The sequence below is a fragment of the Paenibacillus montaniterrae genome (genome assembly GCF_018403185.1).
GTDB lineage: Bacteria > Bacillota > Bacilli > Paenibacillales > Paenibacillaceae > Pristimantibacillus > Pristimantibacillus montaniterrae.
In genome coordinates, this window is record NZ_BOSE01000003.1 from 91,660 (window position 1) to 107,990 (window position 16,331).

Sequence of the window (16,331 nt, forward strand, 5' to 3'; positions counted from 1 at the left end):
AGAGCAACCAGTTTGAAACTGAAACTATCGCAAAAACTTATCGCAGCATTAATTTCGATTTATTTGGCTGCAAACCTGCTGTTAATGATGATTAACCTTACGCAGCTGGAGAACTTGGGCTACGAGAAGGCTAGCTTGGAGGCAGTAGATGCCAGCAAAGAATTTACTTCATCCTTTCAAACGTTAATTGATCAACAGTCTGGTTCACTGCTAACACTATCGAACATGATTAAAGAAATGCAGGGAACTGGAAAGGTAACGCGTGAGGAATTAATCGCTATGGTTGAAACCTACATGCATACTAACGATCAAGTCTTTTATGTAAATGTTGCGTTTGACCCCAATGCTTTCGACAACAAGGACGCTGAATATAAAAATTTGCAGCTGTATAGCCAGGAGAAGGATCCAGGGCGCTTTGCAATCAGCATCATTGCCTCTGGTTCAAGCACTGTTCGTTCCCCGATTGTTAATTTGGAGGAAGGCGACATTGCCCAATTTTATGTGAAAACAAAAGAGCGTGGAGAATTAACGAGGCTGGACCCTGTAAACTATGGGACAACGGATAATCCTCTGCTTTATACGTCGATCAATGCTCCGATTTATAATAAGCAAGATGAATTTATTGGCGTGGTCGGCTATATGATTTCATTAAATGCGCTGCAGGATATTGCAGTTCAATATTCATCAGAAGCAAGCAGCGTAGCCTTATTGTCGCAAAGCGGCTATTACGTTGCGAATGGAATCAACAGTGAAAGCTTAGGTCAGAAAATTGAAAACTCGCGTATTGACGAAAAAGTAATGGGCAAGCTGACCCAGGGAGAAACGGTTGAAGTCAGGGAAGAAAGCACGCTGCATCACTTTATCCCGCTTCCGTTTGCAAGCGCTGAGGATACTTGGTATGTAGAGGTTATGACCCCAATTGATACCGTATTGAAAGACTACTATAACAGTAGAATGGTTACACTGATCGTTTCGATTGGCTCAGCGATTGTATTTATCGTCATTATTTTCGTATTGATTCGTCGTTGGGTGCTTGTTCCGCTTAATAAGCTGAATGTCAGCCTAGGTCATATGGCAAGCGGTGATCTGACTCAACGGCTTGATATTAAAAGCAAGGACGAGTTTGGCGCAATGGCGACCAACTTTAATACAATGGGTGATCATTTGCGTGATATGTTCCGCCATGTCACTGATTTGAGCTTGAATGTCAGCGCAACGTCTGAGCAGATGTCGGCCAGCTCGCAGCAAACGGCAACTGCATCAGAAAATATCGCCAGCGCGATTGAACGTGTTGCGAACGGTGCTGAAACTCAGCATGATTACGCGATCACAACTGCAGCCGAGATGAAGGAAATGGCGCAGGGCATTGAACGAATCGCAGAATCTTCAAGCATTGCAGCAAGCTCCTCGCAGGTTGCCGAGCAGAATACAGTTGTCGGACATGAAAAAATGCAGCAAACTGTCGAGCAAATGAGCGAGCTGAAAAATGCGGTCGACCAATCCAATCAAGCGATTACGTCGCTTGCTGCGAAATCGAATCAAATCAAGCAAATTACAAACCTTATTGCCAAGGTCAGTCAGCAAACGAATTTGCTTGCGCTTAATGCGGCAATTGAAGCTTCGCGTGTTGGCGAGCACGGTAAGGGCTTTGCCGTCGTTGCTTCTGAAATTCGCAATCTGGCCGATCAAACCAAGCAGGCAACTGCTGATATCGCAGAGCTGATTGAAGAAGTATATGAAGGCACACAGGTTGCTTCTGAGGCGATGGAAGCAGGCACGAAGCAGATGGCTACGGGCATTACGACTGTGCACGAGGCGGGACAGATTTTCTCTGTTATTAATGCTGAAGTACAGCGCGTAAATGAACAAATTTCCGAGGTTTCAGCGGCTGCTGAACAGCTGCATGCCAGCTCCATCGGTGTCGCTGCTACAGTAGAGAAGTTCTCCAGCAATGCAAGCAGAACGATGACGGACGCTGCCGAGGTTGCCGCAGCATCCGAGGAGCAGCTGGCATCGATGCAGGAGGTTGCCACTTCTTCAGAATCACTATCGTCGATGGTGCAGGAGCTGATGGAACGGATTTCTCGCTTCAAAATTTAATCGGTTAACGCCGCTGATGCTGTAATAAACAGCATATAAAGCTAAAGCGCCGCAACGGTGCAAATCAAGAGCAGAAGCGATATGCTCTGCCAGATTTGCTCCGTGCGGCGCTTTACTCATTGATAAGACCAAAAAAAGCCGATTGCAGCAGCAATCGACTTGTGTTGAAATATGATGGCGGAGCTGACGAGATTCGAACTCGCGTTCTCCTGCGTGACAGGCAGGCATGTTAGGCCTCTACACCACAGCTCCATATTCATTGTCCGCGAGAGACAAGGAATATAATACCACAACCTATTTAAACCGCGCAACTACTTTTTTACGCTTGCCTGCCCAGCTTTTTCAGCTCATCTGTAAGCAGCGGCACGATTTCGAACAGATCGCCGACGATACCATAATCGGCAATAGAGAAGATCGGAGCTTCAGGGTCCTTATTAATCGCAATAATGGTGCGCGACTGACTCATGCCAGCGAGATGCTGAATTGCTCCACTAATGCCGCAGGCAATGTAAAGCTGCGGCGTCACGACCTTGCCTGTTTGGCCAATTTGCAGACTGTAATCGCAATAGCCAGCATCGCAGGCAGCGCGCGATGCACCAACTGCCCCTCCCAGCTGATCGGCAAGCTGCTGCAGCAGCTGAAAGCCTTCGCTTCCACGTACACCGCGTCCGCCGGCAACAATGATGTCGGCTTCTGTTAAGTCAATGCCGCTGCTTACGCGCGATACGACCTCTCTCACAATTGAACGCAGCGGGGAAGCTGAGGCAGGCAGCGTATTAATAGCGGATTCGTTTGCAGCGGCAACTGCTTCTAGCGGTGCTGCAGTCTCATGATTGTTTGGACGAATCGTTACGATATGCGGCGCTGCGCCTGTAAAGCTTCTCGTTTCAAACGCCTTGCCGGCATAAAGCGGACGAGTAAAAGCAAAGCCGTCATCAAGCAGCTCAACCGCGGTTGCATCGGCGATATAGCCAGAAGCGAGTGAAGCAGCGAGGCGAGGAGCCAGCTCGCGTCCGTAAGCTGTATGTCCAGCTATGACGAATTGGGGCTGAAGCTGCTGAACAAGACTTTGCAACGGCTTAAGCGAGGCTAGTGCATTAGATTCAGTCTGCTCGCTGCTGCTTGCCAGATGTACCTCGCTAGCGCCATAGGTCAGCAGCTCCCGTGCTGCCTGCTGCAGCTCTGCGCCTTCGCCTGGACCTGCCAAAAAACAATGAACAGCTCCGGCTCGCTGCTGCAACAGCTTCTGTGCTACTGCAATCGCTTCAAAGGTAACGCGGCGAATAGACGACCCCTTGCACTCTGCTACAACGAGAATCGGTTGGCTCATATTAGCTCTCCTCGCTTTCTACAAGATTTAGCTGCTGTAAAATATGCAGCAGCTCCTTTGTTTGCTGCTCACTGCTGCCCTGCAGCAGTCTTCCAGTCTGACGAGCTGGAGGAGGAGTAATGGCAGTACGAACCGTAGCGCTGGAGGCAATGCTCGCTTGCAGCGGTTCGTTAAGCAAATCGGCAGGGAAGCGCTCAATAATCGCTTTTTTCTTCGCCTTCATTATGCCAGGCAAGGAAGGATAGCGCGGCTCGTTCAAGCCTTGCTGCGCCGTAATAAGCGCGGGCAGAGGCAGCAGCACTATTTCGCTATCTCCTTCAACGTCGCGCTCGACGAGCGCAAGCTGTCCGTTCCATGGCGCCTGCTCAAGCGCAAGCTCGTCAGCTGTGCCAAGCTGAAGCTTAACGGCGGCAGACGCATGCGGCAGATCGAGCAGCTCTGCAACCTGCAGTGCTACGCTGCCGCTGCCGGAATCTATAGCAAACAGGCCTGCCAGAATAAGATCCGGCTTTAGCGGTCGTATCGTTTCTGCAAGCAAGGCGGCAATATGATAGCTATGATCCAATTGCTCGGTTTCCGAAACGAGAATCGCCTGGTCCACGCCAAGTGCCAGCGCAGTGCGCAGTGCGATGCTGCTTCGCTCTGGACCTGCAGTAATCGCGATCACCTCTGCATCGTTGGCTTCCTTCAGCCGCAGCGCTTCCTCCAATGCGAATTCATCGTAGGGGTTAATGACAAACTTCACGCCATACTCTTCTATGCGTCCATCTGCAATATCAATTTTTTCCTCTGTATCGAATGTTTGCTTAAGAAGAACAACGATTTTCAACGTTATGCAGCTCCTTTCTACTCTTTGTCTTCTTTGCCTTCTTTGTATTCTTTCTTCTCGAAGTCACAAATAGCTAGTGCTACCATATGATTATTTCGCCCAAATTAGACCGTGAGTCAAATGAGTGTTCAAAAAGCTTGGCTTTCAGGACCAAGAAGATGGCACGATACTAGAAGGCGAGGAGCGCAGCGTAGGCAAAAGCTACGTGAGCACCTCAAATGTTTCCGCAGGAAACATGCCTCGGAAGCATAACCTTTCGGTAGCGTGACATATTCGCCGTCGAATACACAACAACGCAATTACATCGTCATCAAAGTCGAGCTTTTTGAACTTCCTTTTCAAGAAGCATGAACATCTGCTGAGCTACATATAAATGAACCAGGGAAAGTAGGAATACAAGAAAGGAGAGAGGGCATGGCTGCTGCTTTATCGATCAAGCTGCTGATTACCGTTATCGTGACAGGAGCAGCGATCTGGATGTTTGTTGAGGTAGTGAGGCGACGGCTGGCTTATCTGTCATTGGGCACGCAGACAAGCTGGAAGCGGTCCAAGCGTTTGCGAATGGCGACGCTGGGCAGGGAGATGCTGCTGCATGAGCGGCTGCTGAATGATATGCGCAGCGGACTGCTGCATCTCGTCTACTTTTACGGCTTTATTATGCTGCAGCTTGGCGCGATTGATATTATGCTGCAGGGCTTGTGGGAAATTGCGCTAATCCCGTGGCAGCCTTGGTACGGCTACTTCAGCTGGTCGCAGGAATGGATCGTTGTAGCTGTACTGCTTGCAGTAGCGCTGGGTGCCATTCGCAGATACGGCGAGAAGCTGAAGCGTCTGAAGCGAGGACTCAAGTCGTCGATTGTCTATTGGTTTATCGGCTCGCTAATGCTGTCCGTGCTGTTCACCTTAAGCTTTGAACGATTATTACATAACGATAGCGGCCTGGCCTCGCAGTATACCCCGGTCAGCTCATCGCTGGCTGCCGCTTGGAGCTATTTCGGCATCGAATCAGGCAGTCAAGCGGCTGCTGTTGGCTATGAAATCAGCTGGTGGCTGCATTTGCTCATTTTGCTCAGCTTCCTCGTTTATGTGCCGCAGTCCAAGCATTTTCATTTGATCGTGGCGCCTGTCAATCTGTGGCTGCGTCGTGAAGAGCCCGCTCACAGGCTGTCTACGCTGAACCTGGAGGACGAGGAGGCGGAGCGGTTCGGCGCAGGACATATCCATCATTTCAATCAAAAGCAATTGCTCGATCTGTATGCCTGCGTAGAGTGCGGGCGCTGCACTCAGGTTTGCCCAGCCGCAAGTACAGGCAAGCTGCTGTCGCCGATGCACTTGATTGTCAAGCTGCGCGATCACCTGACCGAGCAAGGAGCTGCGCTAACCTCCAAATCGCCTTGGCTGCCGAAAGGGATATGGGAGAAGCCGCCATGGGGCGTGGGTGACTTTTCAGCTGGCGCGCATGTCATGACGGCTGCAGGCACTGCCGCTAGCGTCAAGCATGATGAGAGGCAGGAGGCGCAGCAGCAAATTACAGCAATGAAATCAAGTGGAAACGCTTCCCGCAACGCCAGCGATCAGCATTGCACAGATATTTCCTTGACGATGCAAATGCAGGCAGAGCGCTGGCAATGGGAGCCGCAGCAAAAGCTTGCCGATATGTCGCTCATTGGCGACGTCATAACCGAGGAGGAGCTGTGGTCCTGTACGACCTGCCGCAATTGCGAAGAGCAATGCCCGGTCGGCAATGAGCATGTTGACAAAATAGTAGACATGCGGCGGCATCTCGTTCTGATGGAAGGCAGCCTGCCAAGCGAAGCCAAGCGCGCCTTGCAAAATATTGAGCGGCAGAGCAATCCATGGGGCATTAGCCGCAGTCAGCGAGGCGACTGGATTGCAGATTGCTACGAGCGCACAGGAATCAAGGTGCGGACGATGAAGGAATGCGCCGATCAGGGAACGACGCCATCACTGCTGCTGTGGGCTGGCTCAATGGCCTCCTACGACAATCGCAGCCGCAAGCTGCTCTATGATCTCGTCCGCTTGCTTGACCATGCGCAACAGGACTTTGCAGTGCTTGGAGCAGAGGAGCTCAGCTCTGGCGATACAGCCAGACGCGTTGGCAACGAGATGCTGTATCAGGAGCTGGCGAGCCAAAATATCGAGACAATCCTGCGCTATGGCGTGTCAACGATCGTAACACCTTGTCCGCATACGTTTCATACGTTCAAAAATGAATATATAGAGCTTGGCTTGCCTGGTGAAATTACAGTGCTGCACCATTCCGAGCTGTTAGAGCGGCTTGTCGCCGAAAAGCAGCTTGTTCCGAAATTCCAATTGACGGAGCAGGTAACCGTGCATGACTCGTGTTATCTGGGCAGATACAACGGCATCTACGATGCGCCAAGGAACATATTGTCCAGCATTCCAGGCTTGCAGCTTGTTGAGATGAGCAGAACGCGTGAAAATGCGATGTGCTGCGGCGCCGGGGGAGGCATGATGTGGATGGAGGAGCAAAGCGGAACGAGAGTCAATTATGCTCGGACGCAGCAAGCGCTTGAAACGAATGCCTCGATCATCAGTACCGCTTGCCCATATTGCCTGACAATGCTTGAGGATGGCGTAAGGGCTTTGGCAGACGACAGGACAGTAGCAACGCGTGACTTTGCCGAGCTGCTCGCTGCCAGCGTGCTCGGTGAAAAGGAAAGGGGAGATGAAATTGGAAGCAGATCGCAAAATTAGCATGCAATCGATTCGCAAGGTTGCAGTAATCGGTGCTGGCGTGATGGGGTCTGGCATTGCTGCGCATATGGCCAACGCAGGCTATGAGGTATCGCTGTATGATGTTGTGCCGAGCACGTTAACAGAGCGCGAGCAGGCCCAGAGCTTGACGCTGAAATCGGCTGAAGTGCGCAATCGACTGCCGCTTGCGGCCATTGCGGCAATGCCGAAGCAAAAGCCCGCTCCGCTATACGAGGCAAGCTTCGCCCAGCGCATTCATGCCTGCAATATGGAGGATGACGCCAAGCTACTGCATGAATGCGACTGGATCGTTGAGGCTGTTGTGGAGCGGCTTGATATTAAGCAGCAGGTGCTGGGCTGGATCGATGCTCATCGCAGGCAAGGCTCGCTCGTCAGCACCAATACATCAGGCTTGTCGGCAGCGGACATGATTCGTCATTGCTCGAAAAATATGAGGCAGCATTTTGCCGTCACTCATTTTTTCAATCCGCCGCGCTATATGAAGCTTGTTGAGCTGGTAGCAACGGATGAAACCTTGCCTGACGTGCTGGACACGCTCAGAGCGCTTTGCGAGCAGCGGCTTGGCAAAGGCGTTGTGCTGGCCAAGGATACCCCCAACTTTATCGCCAACCGCATCGGCACCTTCGGTATGCTGGCCACGCTGCAGGCGACGCTCGATTACGGGCTGTCGATTGATGAGGTTGATGCTTTAACCGGCCCGGCAATGGGACGACCGAAAACAGCAACCTTCCGCATGCTCGATCTGGTCGGACTCGATACACTGCTTCACGTCGTAGACAATGTTCGTGCGCGCAGCGAGGACCCGGCCGAGCAGGCGATGTTTGCGCGCCCGGCCCAGCTTGAGCAGCTTGTGCAGCGTGGCGCACTCGGTCAAAAGAGCGGAGCCGGCTTTTACCGCAAGCTGAAAAACGAGCAAGGCCAAACGGTAATTGAAGCGCTGCAGCTTGACAGCTTAACGTATGCACCGTCTATTAAAGCCAGCTCGCCAGTCATTGAAGCGGCAAAGCAAGCCAAAGGCACACAAGCGAAGCTGCATGCGCTGCTAACTGCGGCCCCTGAGCATCCGCATACTCAATTCGTCTGGCAAACATTAAAAGCGACGCTGCTGTATGCGGCATCCTTGACAGGTGTTATAGCTGACCATATCGCCGACATCGACAAAGCGATGCGGCTTGGCTTCAACTGGGAGCTGGGGCCATTTCAGCTATGGGACACAATCGGTGTGGCAGCAACAGCTGAGCGAATGAGAGCTGAGGGCGAGCAGCTGCCCCAATGGGTTGAAGCCTGGCTTGCTGCTGGTCATGAAAGCTTCTACAAGAAGGAGCAGGGCAAGCGCTTCTTTGTTCATAGCCAACGCTTTGTTGAACAGGAAGAGGAGCAGAACGTGATAGAGCTGGCGAGAGTAAAGGAAGAGAAAGGCACAGTATGGAGCAATCGAGATGCAAGCCTGATAGATATCGGGGATGAGGTGCTGGCGCTTGAATTTCATTCCAAGAGCAATGCAATCGGCTCGGAGGTGCTGGCGGCGATCCGCTATGCCTGTCATGAGACGGCGCGTCAATGGCGCGGGCTTGTCATTGCCAATGAAGGCAAGCATTTCTCTGTTGGAGCCAATCTGATGCTGCTGCTTATGGAGGCGATGAATGAGGAATGGGACGAGGTTGAAGATATCATTCGCTTATTCCAGCAAACGATGAAGCAGCTAAAAGTGCTGCCGCGGCCAGTCGTTGCCGCTCCTCACGGCATGACGCTGGGAGGCGGGGTGGAGGCCTGCCTGCCTGCAGATGTCATCGTTGCTTCGCCTGAGACATACTTTGGTCTGGTGGAAACAGGCGTCGGCTTGATTCCAGCGGGAGGCGGCAGCAAGGAGGCGGCTGTTTTGGCGATGCAGCGAGCAGCATTTGGCGCGGGACCTAGCTTACGCCTTGAGAAAAAGCTGCTCGCCGGCGATTTGCAGCCGCATTTGAACACGTTGTTTGAAAGCATTGCACTCGGCAAAACCTCAAACAGCGGCCATGAAATTGCCCGGCTTGGCTATGCAAGGCCGCGGGATCGTGTGCTTGCGCGCGATCAAGCGAGAATATACGAGGCGAAGCAGGAGGTGCTCAGGCTCGATGCAGCCGGCTATCAGCCACCAGAGGAGGAGCTGGTCGTTGTAGCAGGCAGGGAGGGCAAGGCGGTGCTCAAGCTGGCGATACAAAGCATGAAGCTGGGCGGCTATATTAGTGAGCACGATGAGAAAATCGCAGGCAAGCTGGCGCATGTGCTATGCGGCGGGGATGTGCCTTCAGGCTCGCTCGTTAGCGAGCAATATTTGCTGCAGCTTGAATGCGAGGCATTTTTAAGCTTGTGCGGCGAGCCGAAAACACAGCAGCGCATGAGCTATATGCTTAGTCATGGCAAGCCGCTTCGCAATTAGCGAACAACGGAAGGGAGGGTAAACATGAGCGAATATTTTGAACAGCATCCGCGGGATGCAGTAATTGTGGCCGCCGTACGCACTGCTGTAGGCAAAGCGAATAAAGGAAGCTTGGCTGAGGTGAGGGCTGAAGACATGGGCAAGGCCGTCATCGAAGGCTTGCTTGCCAGGCTGCCTGGCTTTGATGCAAGCAGTATAGACGATGTCATTATCGGCTGCGCCATGCCGGAAGGGGAGCAGGGGCTTAATATGGCAAGAGCGATTGCCCTCTATGCCGGTCTGCCGAACACTGTGCCGGCTGTAACAATAAACCGCTTTTGCGCTTCAGGTTTGCAGTCGATCGCTTATGCAGCCGAGCGAATCAGGCTAGGCGAGGACGATGTTATTATTGCGGGTGGGGTAGAGAGCATGAGCCACGTGCCGATGACGGGCTGGCGCTTGTCTCCACATCCGGACATCGTCGAGCAAATGCCCGAGGTTTATATGAGCATGGGTCATACAGCTGAGGAAGTGGCGCGGCGCTACAATGTATCGCGCGAGGAGCAGGATGAGTTTGCCGTAGCCAGCCATCAGAAGGCTGCTTGGGCGATTGCCTCAGGCGCATTTGAGGATGAAATTGTTCCACTCGTTGTAACGCGCTCTGTGCCTGACGGGCAGGGAAGATTCGATGAGCGAAGCTTCGAATTCAAGCAGGACGAAGGCGTGCGGGTAACAACCTCGCTGGAAGCATTAAGCAAGCTTAAGCCGGCATTTGCGCAGCGCGGCACGGTAACAGCAGGCAACGCCTCGCAAATGAGCGATGGCGCCGCTGCGCTTATGCTGATGAGCCGCGCCAAGGCCAATGAGCTGGGCTTAAAGCCGCTAGCTGCGTTCCGTCACTATGCTGTAGCTGGAGTTGCTCCGGAAATTATGGGCGTAGGGCCAATCCACGCGATTCCAAAGCTGCTTGCCAAGGCTGGACTCAGCCTGGAGCAAATCGATCTGATCGAGCTGAATGAGGCGTTTGCTGCGCAATGCGTGCCCATTATTCGGGAGCTTAAGCTGCCGCTGGAGCGGGTAAATGTGAACGGAGGCGCGATCGCGCTCGGTCATCCGCTTGGCTGCACAGGCTCGAAGCTGTCAGTAACGCTTATTCATGAGCTTATGCGGCGCGGCGGCGGCCTTGGCATCGTTACGATGTGCGTAGGCGGCGGTATGGGAGCAGCAGGACTGATCGAAGTTTATTGAAGATAGGGAGTGAAGCATATGTCAGCAGCATCTGCGGTAGGTGGTCGCTTTATTATAGAAAGAAGTGATCCGCAAGCAATCTGTATTCCTGAAGATTTTAACAGTGAGCAGCGTTTAATGCTGGAGTCGGCAGAGCAGTTTATTGCAGCAGAGCTATTGCCCAAGGATGCCGACATAGAAGCGCTAAATTATGAGCTCACTGTGGAACTGATGCGCAAGGCAGGAGAGCAGGGATTTTTGGCAGCCGATATTCCAGCGGAATATGGCGGGCTGGGGCTAGACAAGGTTAGCACAACGCTGCTGGCAGAGACGCTGGCCAGAAGCTCATCCTTTGCTTTGTCGGTAGGCGCCCATACGGGAATTGGCACGCTGCCAATCGTCTTTTTCGGCAGCAGCAAGCAGAAGGAGAAATATTTGCCGCTGCTTGCTACTGGCGAGAAAATCGCCGCCTACTGTTTAACAGAGCCGGCTTCAGGCTCCGATGCGCTAGGCGCCAAAAGTACAGCGAGGCTGAGCGAGGATGGGAAGCACTATATATTAAATGGCTCGAAAATTTTTATTACTAATGCAGGCTTTGCTGATCTTTTCATCGTGTATGCCAAGGTGGATGGCGACAAATTTACCGCTTTTATTGTGGAACGCGAGATGGAAGGCTTTAGCGTCGGGCCAGAGGAGCATAAGATGGGCATTAAAGGCTCTTCTACCTGCCCGCTTTATTTTGAGGATGTGCATGTGCCCGTTGAGAACGTGCTTGGCGAGATCGGCAAAGGGCATCTGATCGCCTTCAATATATTAAATATTGGTCGCTTCAAGCTTGGTGCCGCTTGTCTTGGCACCTGCAAGGAAGCGATTGGGCTGGCTGCTTCCTACAGCAATGTGCGTAAGCAGTTCAATGCGCCGCTCTCTTCCTTCCCGCTTATAGCAGGCAAGCTCGCCGATATGAATGTGCACACCTACGTAACGGAAAGCATTGTGTACCGCACGGCCGGCTGGATGGATGAGAAGCTGTCTACGATTACCGATACCGGCGATGTAGAAGCGGGTCGTCAAGCAGCGAAGGCGATTGGCGAATATGCGATGGAATGCTCGATGGTTAAAGTATTCGCTTCTGAGGCGCTTGATCTTGTTAGCGATGAAGCTGTGCAAATTCACGGAGGCTATGGCTTTATTAAGGAATACAAAGTCGAGCGCATTTACCGCGACTCGCGAATCAATCGGATCTTTGAAGGAACGAACGAGATCAATCGATTGCTTATCCCTGGTACTTTGGTGAAAAAGGCGCTTAAGGGAGATCTGCCGCTGCTTGAGAAGATTGAGGAGCTTCAAGCTACGCTGCTTGAGCCGCAGCTGCCGCCAGCTCTTGATGCGCCGCTGGCGCTGGAGGGGTACCGCATTGAGCAGGCAAAAAAGCTGTTTTTAATGCTGGGCGGCGCCGCAGTGCAGCGCTATGGCACGAAGCTGGAAGCGGAGCAGGAAATATTGGTTTTGCTTGCCAACATGATGATTGCCATCTTTGCCATGGAGAGCGCCTATTTGCGAGCACAAAAGCGACTTGCACTCGGTCTCGATACAGATGAGCGCAGCCTGGCTTCGATGATGACCAAAGTATATGTGCAGGAGGCGATGGAGCAGCTCGAAGGCGATGCGCGTCAGGTAGTCGTTCGCATGGAAACTGGCGATATGCAGCGTATGCAGCTGTCAATCGTCAAAAAGCTGATGAAGGCAACACTCACAGATGTCATTACATTGAAACGACAAATCGCTGCAAAGGTTATCGGAAGTGAGCACTATTCTGTATAAAGGAGCGTGATTGGGTTATGGAGACACCTAATCAACAGCCGACCAACGAGCAAGAAACAGTGCAAAGCGAAACTGAACAACTAGTAGATTTGTCAGAAAAAAGATGGTTGAACCATTACCCCGAGCAGATCAGGCACACGCTGGACTATCCTGAAATTAATATCGCACAATTTTTAATTGATGCCGCAACAAACTACCCGAAAAAACCAGCGCTGTACTTTATGGGCAAAACGATCACCTATGAGCAGCTTTATGCGTCGGCCGATTTGCTGGCACGGGGGCTGGGCAGATTGGGGGTGAAAAAGGGAGACCGTGTAGCGATTATGCTGCCCAACTGCCCGCAGGCGGTCATTTCCTATTACGGTGTATTGCTCGCAGGAGCGATTGTCGTTCAAACCAACCCGCTATATGTGGAGCGGGAGCTGAAGCATCAAATAAGAGACAGCGGCGCTATCGCGCTTATTACGCTGGATATGCTGTATCCGCGAATTGCCAAGCTGCGCGGAGAAAATCCGGAGGAAGGTCCGGTGCCGAAGCTGCGTACGGTCGTCATTACCTCGATTAAGGATGGGCTGCCGTTTCCGAAAAGCATGCTGTATCCAATCAAGCAGCGCCGAGAAGGCTTCAAGGCCAATATCCCTTATGGCATGCACGGCTATATTTCGTGGAAATCGCTGCAAAGTCGAACGGCGCTATCGTTTGAACGGCCTACACTGCCGCTTCATGAGGATATTGCCGCATTGCAATATACTGGCGGCACAACAGGCACGCCTAAAGGAGTGATGCTAACGCATCGCAATCTGGTCAGCAATACGCTGCAAAGCATGGAATGGTTTGAGCGAGTACGGCTGGGCGAGGAAAAATATTTGGCCGCGCTGCCGCTGTTTCATGTTTTTGGCTTAACGGTGCTAATGAATATGTCGGTTTGCTCAGGCGGCTGTCTTGTGCTGCTGCCCAAATTCGAGGTGCAGGAGGTGCTGCGCACGATCGACAGGATGAAGCCAACGATTTTCCCTGGCGCGCCAACGATGTATATTGCGCTCATTAATGCGGCGAGCAAGCTGGCAAAGCCGCTTGAGCTGTCATCCATTGAAATTTGCATAAGCGGCTCTGCAGCGCTGCCTTTAGAGGTGCAGGAAACATTTGAGAAGCTGACAGGCGGCAGGCTGATTGAAGGCTATGGCTTGACGGAGGCCTCGCCGGTCACGCATGCCAATCCGATTTGGGGCAAGCGCAAAATTGGAACGATCGGCCTTCCTTTTCCCGATACAGAGGCAGCAATACTTTCTCCCGAGACGGGTCAGTTTTTGCCGCCTGGAGAAATCGGCGAGCTAGTCGTCAAAGGACCGCAGGTGATGAAAGGCTACTGGAACAATGAAGCGGCAACGGAGGCTGCATTTCATCAAGGCTGGCTGCGCACAGGCGATCTTGCGCTAATGGATGAGGATGGCTATTTCATTATTAAGGATCGCATCAAGGATGTTATTATTGCAGGCGGCTTTAATATTTACCCGCGTGAAATCGAGGAAGTGTTGTATGAGCATCCTGCCATCGTCGAGGCGGCGGTAGTAGGCGTCAAGGATCCATATCGCGGAGAAACGGTGAAAGCCTATATCGTGCTGAAGGATAAGGTGGCGGTGACGGAGGAGCAGCTCAATTTGTGGTGCCGCGAGCGATTGGCTGCCTACAAGGTACCGCATATCTATACGTTTCGCGATTCCTTGCCGAAAACGATGGTCGGCAAGGTACTGAAGCGTCAGCTATTGGAAGAAGAGGAGCAGCAGCATGAGTAATTCCTTTGAAGAGCTTGCTGAGCAAGCGCAAGCAACGTTTTGGGGATATGTCGGCTTTGAGCTGGAGCAGCTATCCGAAGCTTCAGCAACGATATCGCTGCAGCTGCAGCCGCATCATCTAAACCTGCTGGGCATCGTACATGGCGGTGTATTTATGACGATGCTGGATAATGCAATGGGTCTTGTCATTATGCATGATCCAACCTTGCGTGCCGTGACGGCTACAATGAACACATATTTTTTAACTAATATTTCAAAAGGAACAATTTACTGTAAAGCGGAACTTTTGCATAGGACAAAACGTACTATAACAATGACGGCGTCAATTTATGATGACAGCAATGAGCGTCTTGCCTATGCAAGCGGTTCATATCGCTTATTAACTTAGACGCGCTATCAATGTTGTAGGGAGGGATCCAAGGTGTGGCAAGGCGTAGCTGCCGCGATATTATTAGGTTTCGGCATTATTGTTGCGGTTGTAGGTGTAGTTGTCTATTTGCGAATGTATCGCAAGCAGCAACAGCAAAATCAGTCGCAGTCACAGGATTCACCCCCTGACCATTGATAGGGCGAAAAATAAAATATTCTAATGTTGCCCGCACTTTTATATTCTTATCTGAAATGTTATAATAGTAAGAAAATTTATAACATTTGATCTGCCTCGCAGAGTATTGGCCAAAAGGGAGTATCGGCAGCAGCTGAATATGCTGATGCGCTCGAGTTATCTATAGGGATACCATCCGTAGTGTAAGGGAGGCGATTTCATGGCAAAGCACAGCCAGAATGAAGTCAAGGAAAGTTTAAGGGAATTGACGAGAATTTTCCAACCTAAGGATCCGAGGAAATTTGTGAAGGATTATGTTCGCAAGTATCGAATTACTGGCGGCTATGAGGATGAACTAACCTCTCTTGTAGAGGATGAGCTTGGAAGGATTAACTCCTCTGCGGTGTAGATCAGCTTATCTAAAAGTCTGATGGAATTTATGATTCCATCAGGCTTTTTTTCTTTGTCGTGTCATGCGGCACGTATTGGACGTGTTGCAGCTGAATACATTTAATGTGACGTGTATTAGACTATTGCTTGATCTTCTCGATCATATTTTTAGGAGGTGAGCGTGATGCCATCAGCATTAACGAAAACAGCGGAGGAAATAAAGCTCATTCAGCGAGCGGGGCGAATTGTGGCAGGCTGCCATCAGGAATTGCGCAAGCGTCTTGTTCCTGGCAAGAAAACAAAGGACATCGACCGTTTTATTGATTGGTATTTGACTGAGCGTGGAGCTACTTCTGCGCAAAAAGGATACAAGGGGTATCCTTATACGAGCTGCATTTCGATCAATGAGGTAGCTTGTCACGGCTTTCCTAACGACTACGAGCTAAAGGAAGGCGATATTGTTACGGTCGATATTGTAGCGGATTTAAATGGCTGGAAAGCAGATTCGGCATGGACGTACATGATTGGCAATGTTTCTGAAGAGGCCCGCAAATTAGTGCGCGCGGCAAAGGCGGCGATGAATGCCGGCATTAAAGCTGCCAAGGCTGGCAATGCGCTTTCTGCTATTGGTCAAGCGATAGAGCAGAGTGCGGCGCAGGATGGATTTAAGGTTGTATCGGCATTTGCCGGTCATGGGATAGGCAGGCAAATGCATGAAAGACCGCAGGTGCTGCATACAGGGAAGCCTCAGCCAAGAATTATGCTCGAGGAAGGAATGGTCATTACGATAGAACCGATTTTGTCGGCCGGCTCAGCCAATATCTACACTGCACAGGATGGCTGGACAACTCTTACGGTCGATCATGCGTTAACTGCGCAATTTGAACATACGATTGCGATAACGAATGGCGAGCCGCTGCTGCTAACTGCTTTGCCAGCCAAGCAAAGCAACGCGAGAAGCACTGCGGCAAAGCCAAGCGTAGCAAAGACCGGCACAGCGAAATCCAGCCCGGCAAAGTCAAGTGAAGCAAGCTCCGGGAGCCGCAAGCCCAGCCAGACAAAGTCAGGCGAGGCCAAGGCTAGCAGCGGAAAATCCGAGCCAGCCAAGCCAAGCGAGGCCAAGGCGAGCATTGCTAAAG

The 16,331-nt window shown here is 51.6% G+C and carries 11 protein-coding genes, 1 tRNA gene and 1 pseudogene; 10 read left to right on the top strand and 3 right to left on the bottom strand.

The annotated features are described in order from the left end of the window. The first annotated feature begins 12 nt into the window (after window positions 1–12). Complete coding sequence (locus KJS52_RS09530; protein ID WP_213514542.1) at window positions 13–2,100, top strand: methyl-accepting chemotaxis protein; 2,088 nt, start codon at window positions 13–15, stop codon at window positions 2,098–2,100. A gap of 175 nt (window positions 2,101–2,275) precedes the next feature. Here KJS52_RS09530 and KJS52_RS09535 read toward each other — a convergent pair. From KJS52_RS09535 to KJS52_RS09545, 3 genes are all read right to left on the bottom strand, one after another. Beyond that, a tRNA-Asp gene (locus KJS52_RS09535) sits at window positions 2,276–2,352 on the bottom strand. Window positions 2,353–2,419: 67 nt separating this feature from the next. Beyond that, window positions 2,420–3,430, bottom strand: coding sequence for an electron transfer flavoprotein subunit alpha/FixB family protein (locus tag KJS52_RS09540; RefSeq protein ID WP_213514543.1), 1,011 nt, complete (start codon window positions 3,428–3,430; stop codon window positions 2,420–2,422). 1 nt (window position 3,431) lies between these two features. Beyond that, the gene (locus KJS52_RS09545) at window positions 3,432–4,259 is read right to left on the bottom strand and encodes an electron transfer flavoprotein subunit beta/FixA family protein (RefSeq protein WP_213514544.1); all 828 of its coding nucleotides are present in this window, start codon (window positions 4,257–4,259) and stop codon (window positions 3,432–3,434) included. Window positions 4,260–4,673: 414 nt separating this feature from the next. Between KJS52_RS09545 and KJS52_RS09550 the strand changes: the two genes are divergently transcribed. The 9 genes and pseudogenes from KJS52_RS09550 to map form a co-directional block, all read left to right on the top strand. Beyond that, window positions 4,674–6,998, top strand: a complete 2,325-nt coding sequence (locus KJS52_RS09550) for a (Fe-S)-binding protein (protein WP_213514545.1) — start codon at window positions 4,674–4,676, stop codon at window positions 6,996–6,998. Further along, complete coding sequence (locus KJS52_RS09555; protein ID WP_246563377.1) at window positions 6,970–9,438, top strand: 3-hydroxyacyl-CoA dehydrogenase/enoyl-CoA hydratase family protein; 2,469 nt, start codon at window positions 6,970–6,972, stop codon at window positions 9,436–9,438. The genes KJS52_RS09550 and KJS52_RS09555 overlap by 29 nt, the downstream gene beginning before the upstream one ends. 24 nt (window positions 9,439–9,462) lie before the next feature. Continuing rightward, entirely contained in the window at window positions 9,463–10,665 is a 1,203-nt protein-coding gene (locus tag KJS52_RS09560) for an acetyl-CoA C-acyltransferase (protein WP_213514546.1), read from the top strand. Between the two features lie 18 nt (window positions 10,666–10,683). Continuing rightward, window positions 10,684–12,465, top strand: a complete 1,782-nt coding sequence (locus tag KJS52_RS09565) for an acyl-CoA dehydrogenase FadE (RefSeq protein ID WP_213514547.1) — start codon at window positions 10,684–10,686, stop codon at window positions 12,463–12,465. Between the two features lie 17 nt (window positions 12,466–12,482). Next, a complete protein-coding gene (locus KJS52_RS09570) occupies window positions 12,483–14,258 on the top strand; it encodes a long-chain-fatty-acid--CoA ligase (protein WP_213514548.1) in 1,776 nt (591 codons plus the stop codon). Continuing rightward, entirely contained in the window at window positions 14,251–14,646 is a 396-nt protein-coding gene (locus KJS52_RS09575; protein WP_213514549.1) for a PaaI family thioesterase, read from the top strand. Before KJS52_RS09570 ends, KJS52_RS09575 begins: the two co-directional genes overlap by 8 nt. 33 nt (window positions 14,647–14,679) lie before the next feature. Then, window positions 14,680–14,823: a hypothetical protein gene (locus KJS52_RS09580; protein WP_213514550.1), complete on the top strand. Its 144-nt coding sequence runs from the start codon at window positions 14,680–14,682 to the stop codon at window positions 14,821–14,823. 199 nt (window positions 14,824–15,022) lie between these two features. Continuing rightward, window positions 15,023–15,211 carry a hypothetical protein gene (locus KJS52_RS09585; RefSeq protein ID WP_213514551.1) on the top strand — a complete coding sequence of 63 codons (189 nt, stop codon included), beginning with the start codon at window positions 15,023–15,025 and terminating at the stop codon, window positions 15,209–15,211. A gap of 165 nt (window positions 15,212–15,376) precedes the next feature. Continuing rightward, a pseudogene (map, locus tag KJS52_RS09590) lies at window positions 15,377–16,126 on the top strand (type I methionyl aminopeptidase); the annotation flags it as partial. Window positions 16,127–16,331: the final 205 nt, after the last annotated feature.

Excerpts from the sequence above, each read along its gene's own strand:
- KJS52_RS09540 (WP_213514543.1), bottom strand. The coding sequence starts at position 3,430 with ATGAGCCAACCGATTCTCGTTGTAGCAGAGTGCAAGGGGTCGTCTATT.
- KJS52_RS09550 (WP_213514545.1), top strand. The coding sequence starts at position 4,674 with ATGGCTGCTGCTTTATCGATCAAGCTGCTGATTACCGTTATCGTGACA.
- KJS52_RS09555 (WP_246563377.1), top strand. The coding sequence starts at position 6,970 with ATGAAATTGGAAGCAGATCGCAAAATTAGCATGCAATCGATTCGCAAG.
- KJS52_RS09560 (WP_213514546.1), top strand. The coding sequence starts at position 9,463 with ATGAGCGAATATTTTGAACAGCATCCGCGGGATGCAGTAATTGTGGCC.
- KJS52_RS09565 (WP_213514547.1), top strand. The coding sequence starts at position 10,684 with ATGTCAGCAGCATCTGCGGTAGGTGGTCGCTTTATTATAGAAAGAAGT.
- KJS52_RS09570 (WP_213514548.1), top strand. The coding sequence starts at position 12,483 with ATGGAGACACCTAATCAACAGCCGACCAACGAGCAAGAAACAGTGCAA.
- KJS52_RS09575 (WP_213514549.1), top strand. The coding sequence starts at position 14,251 with ATGAGTAATTCCTTTGAAGAGCTTGCTGAGCAAGCGCAAGCAACGTTT.
- KJS52_RS09585 (WP_213514551.1), top strand. The coding sequence starts at position 15,023 with ATGGCAAAGCACAGCCAGAATGAAGTCAAGGAAAGTTTAAGGGAATTG.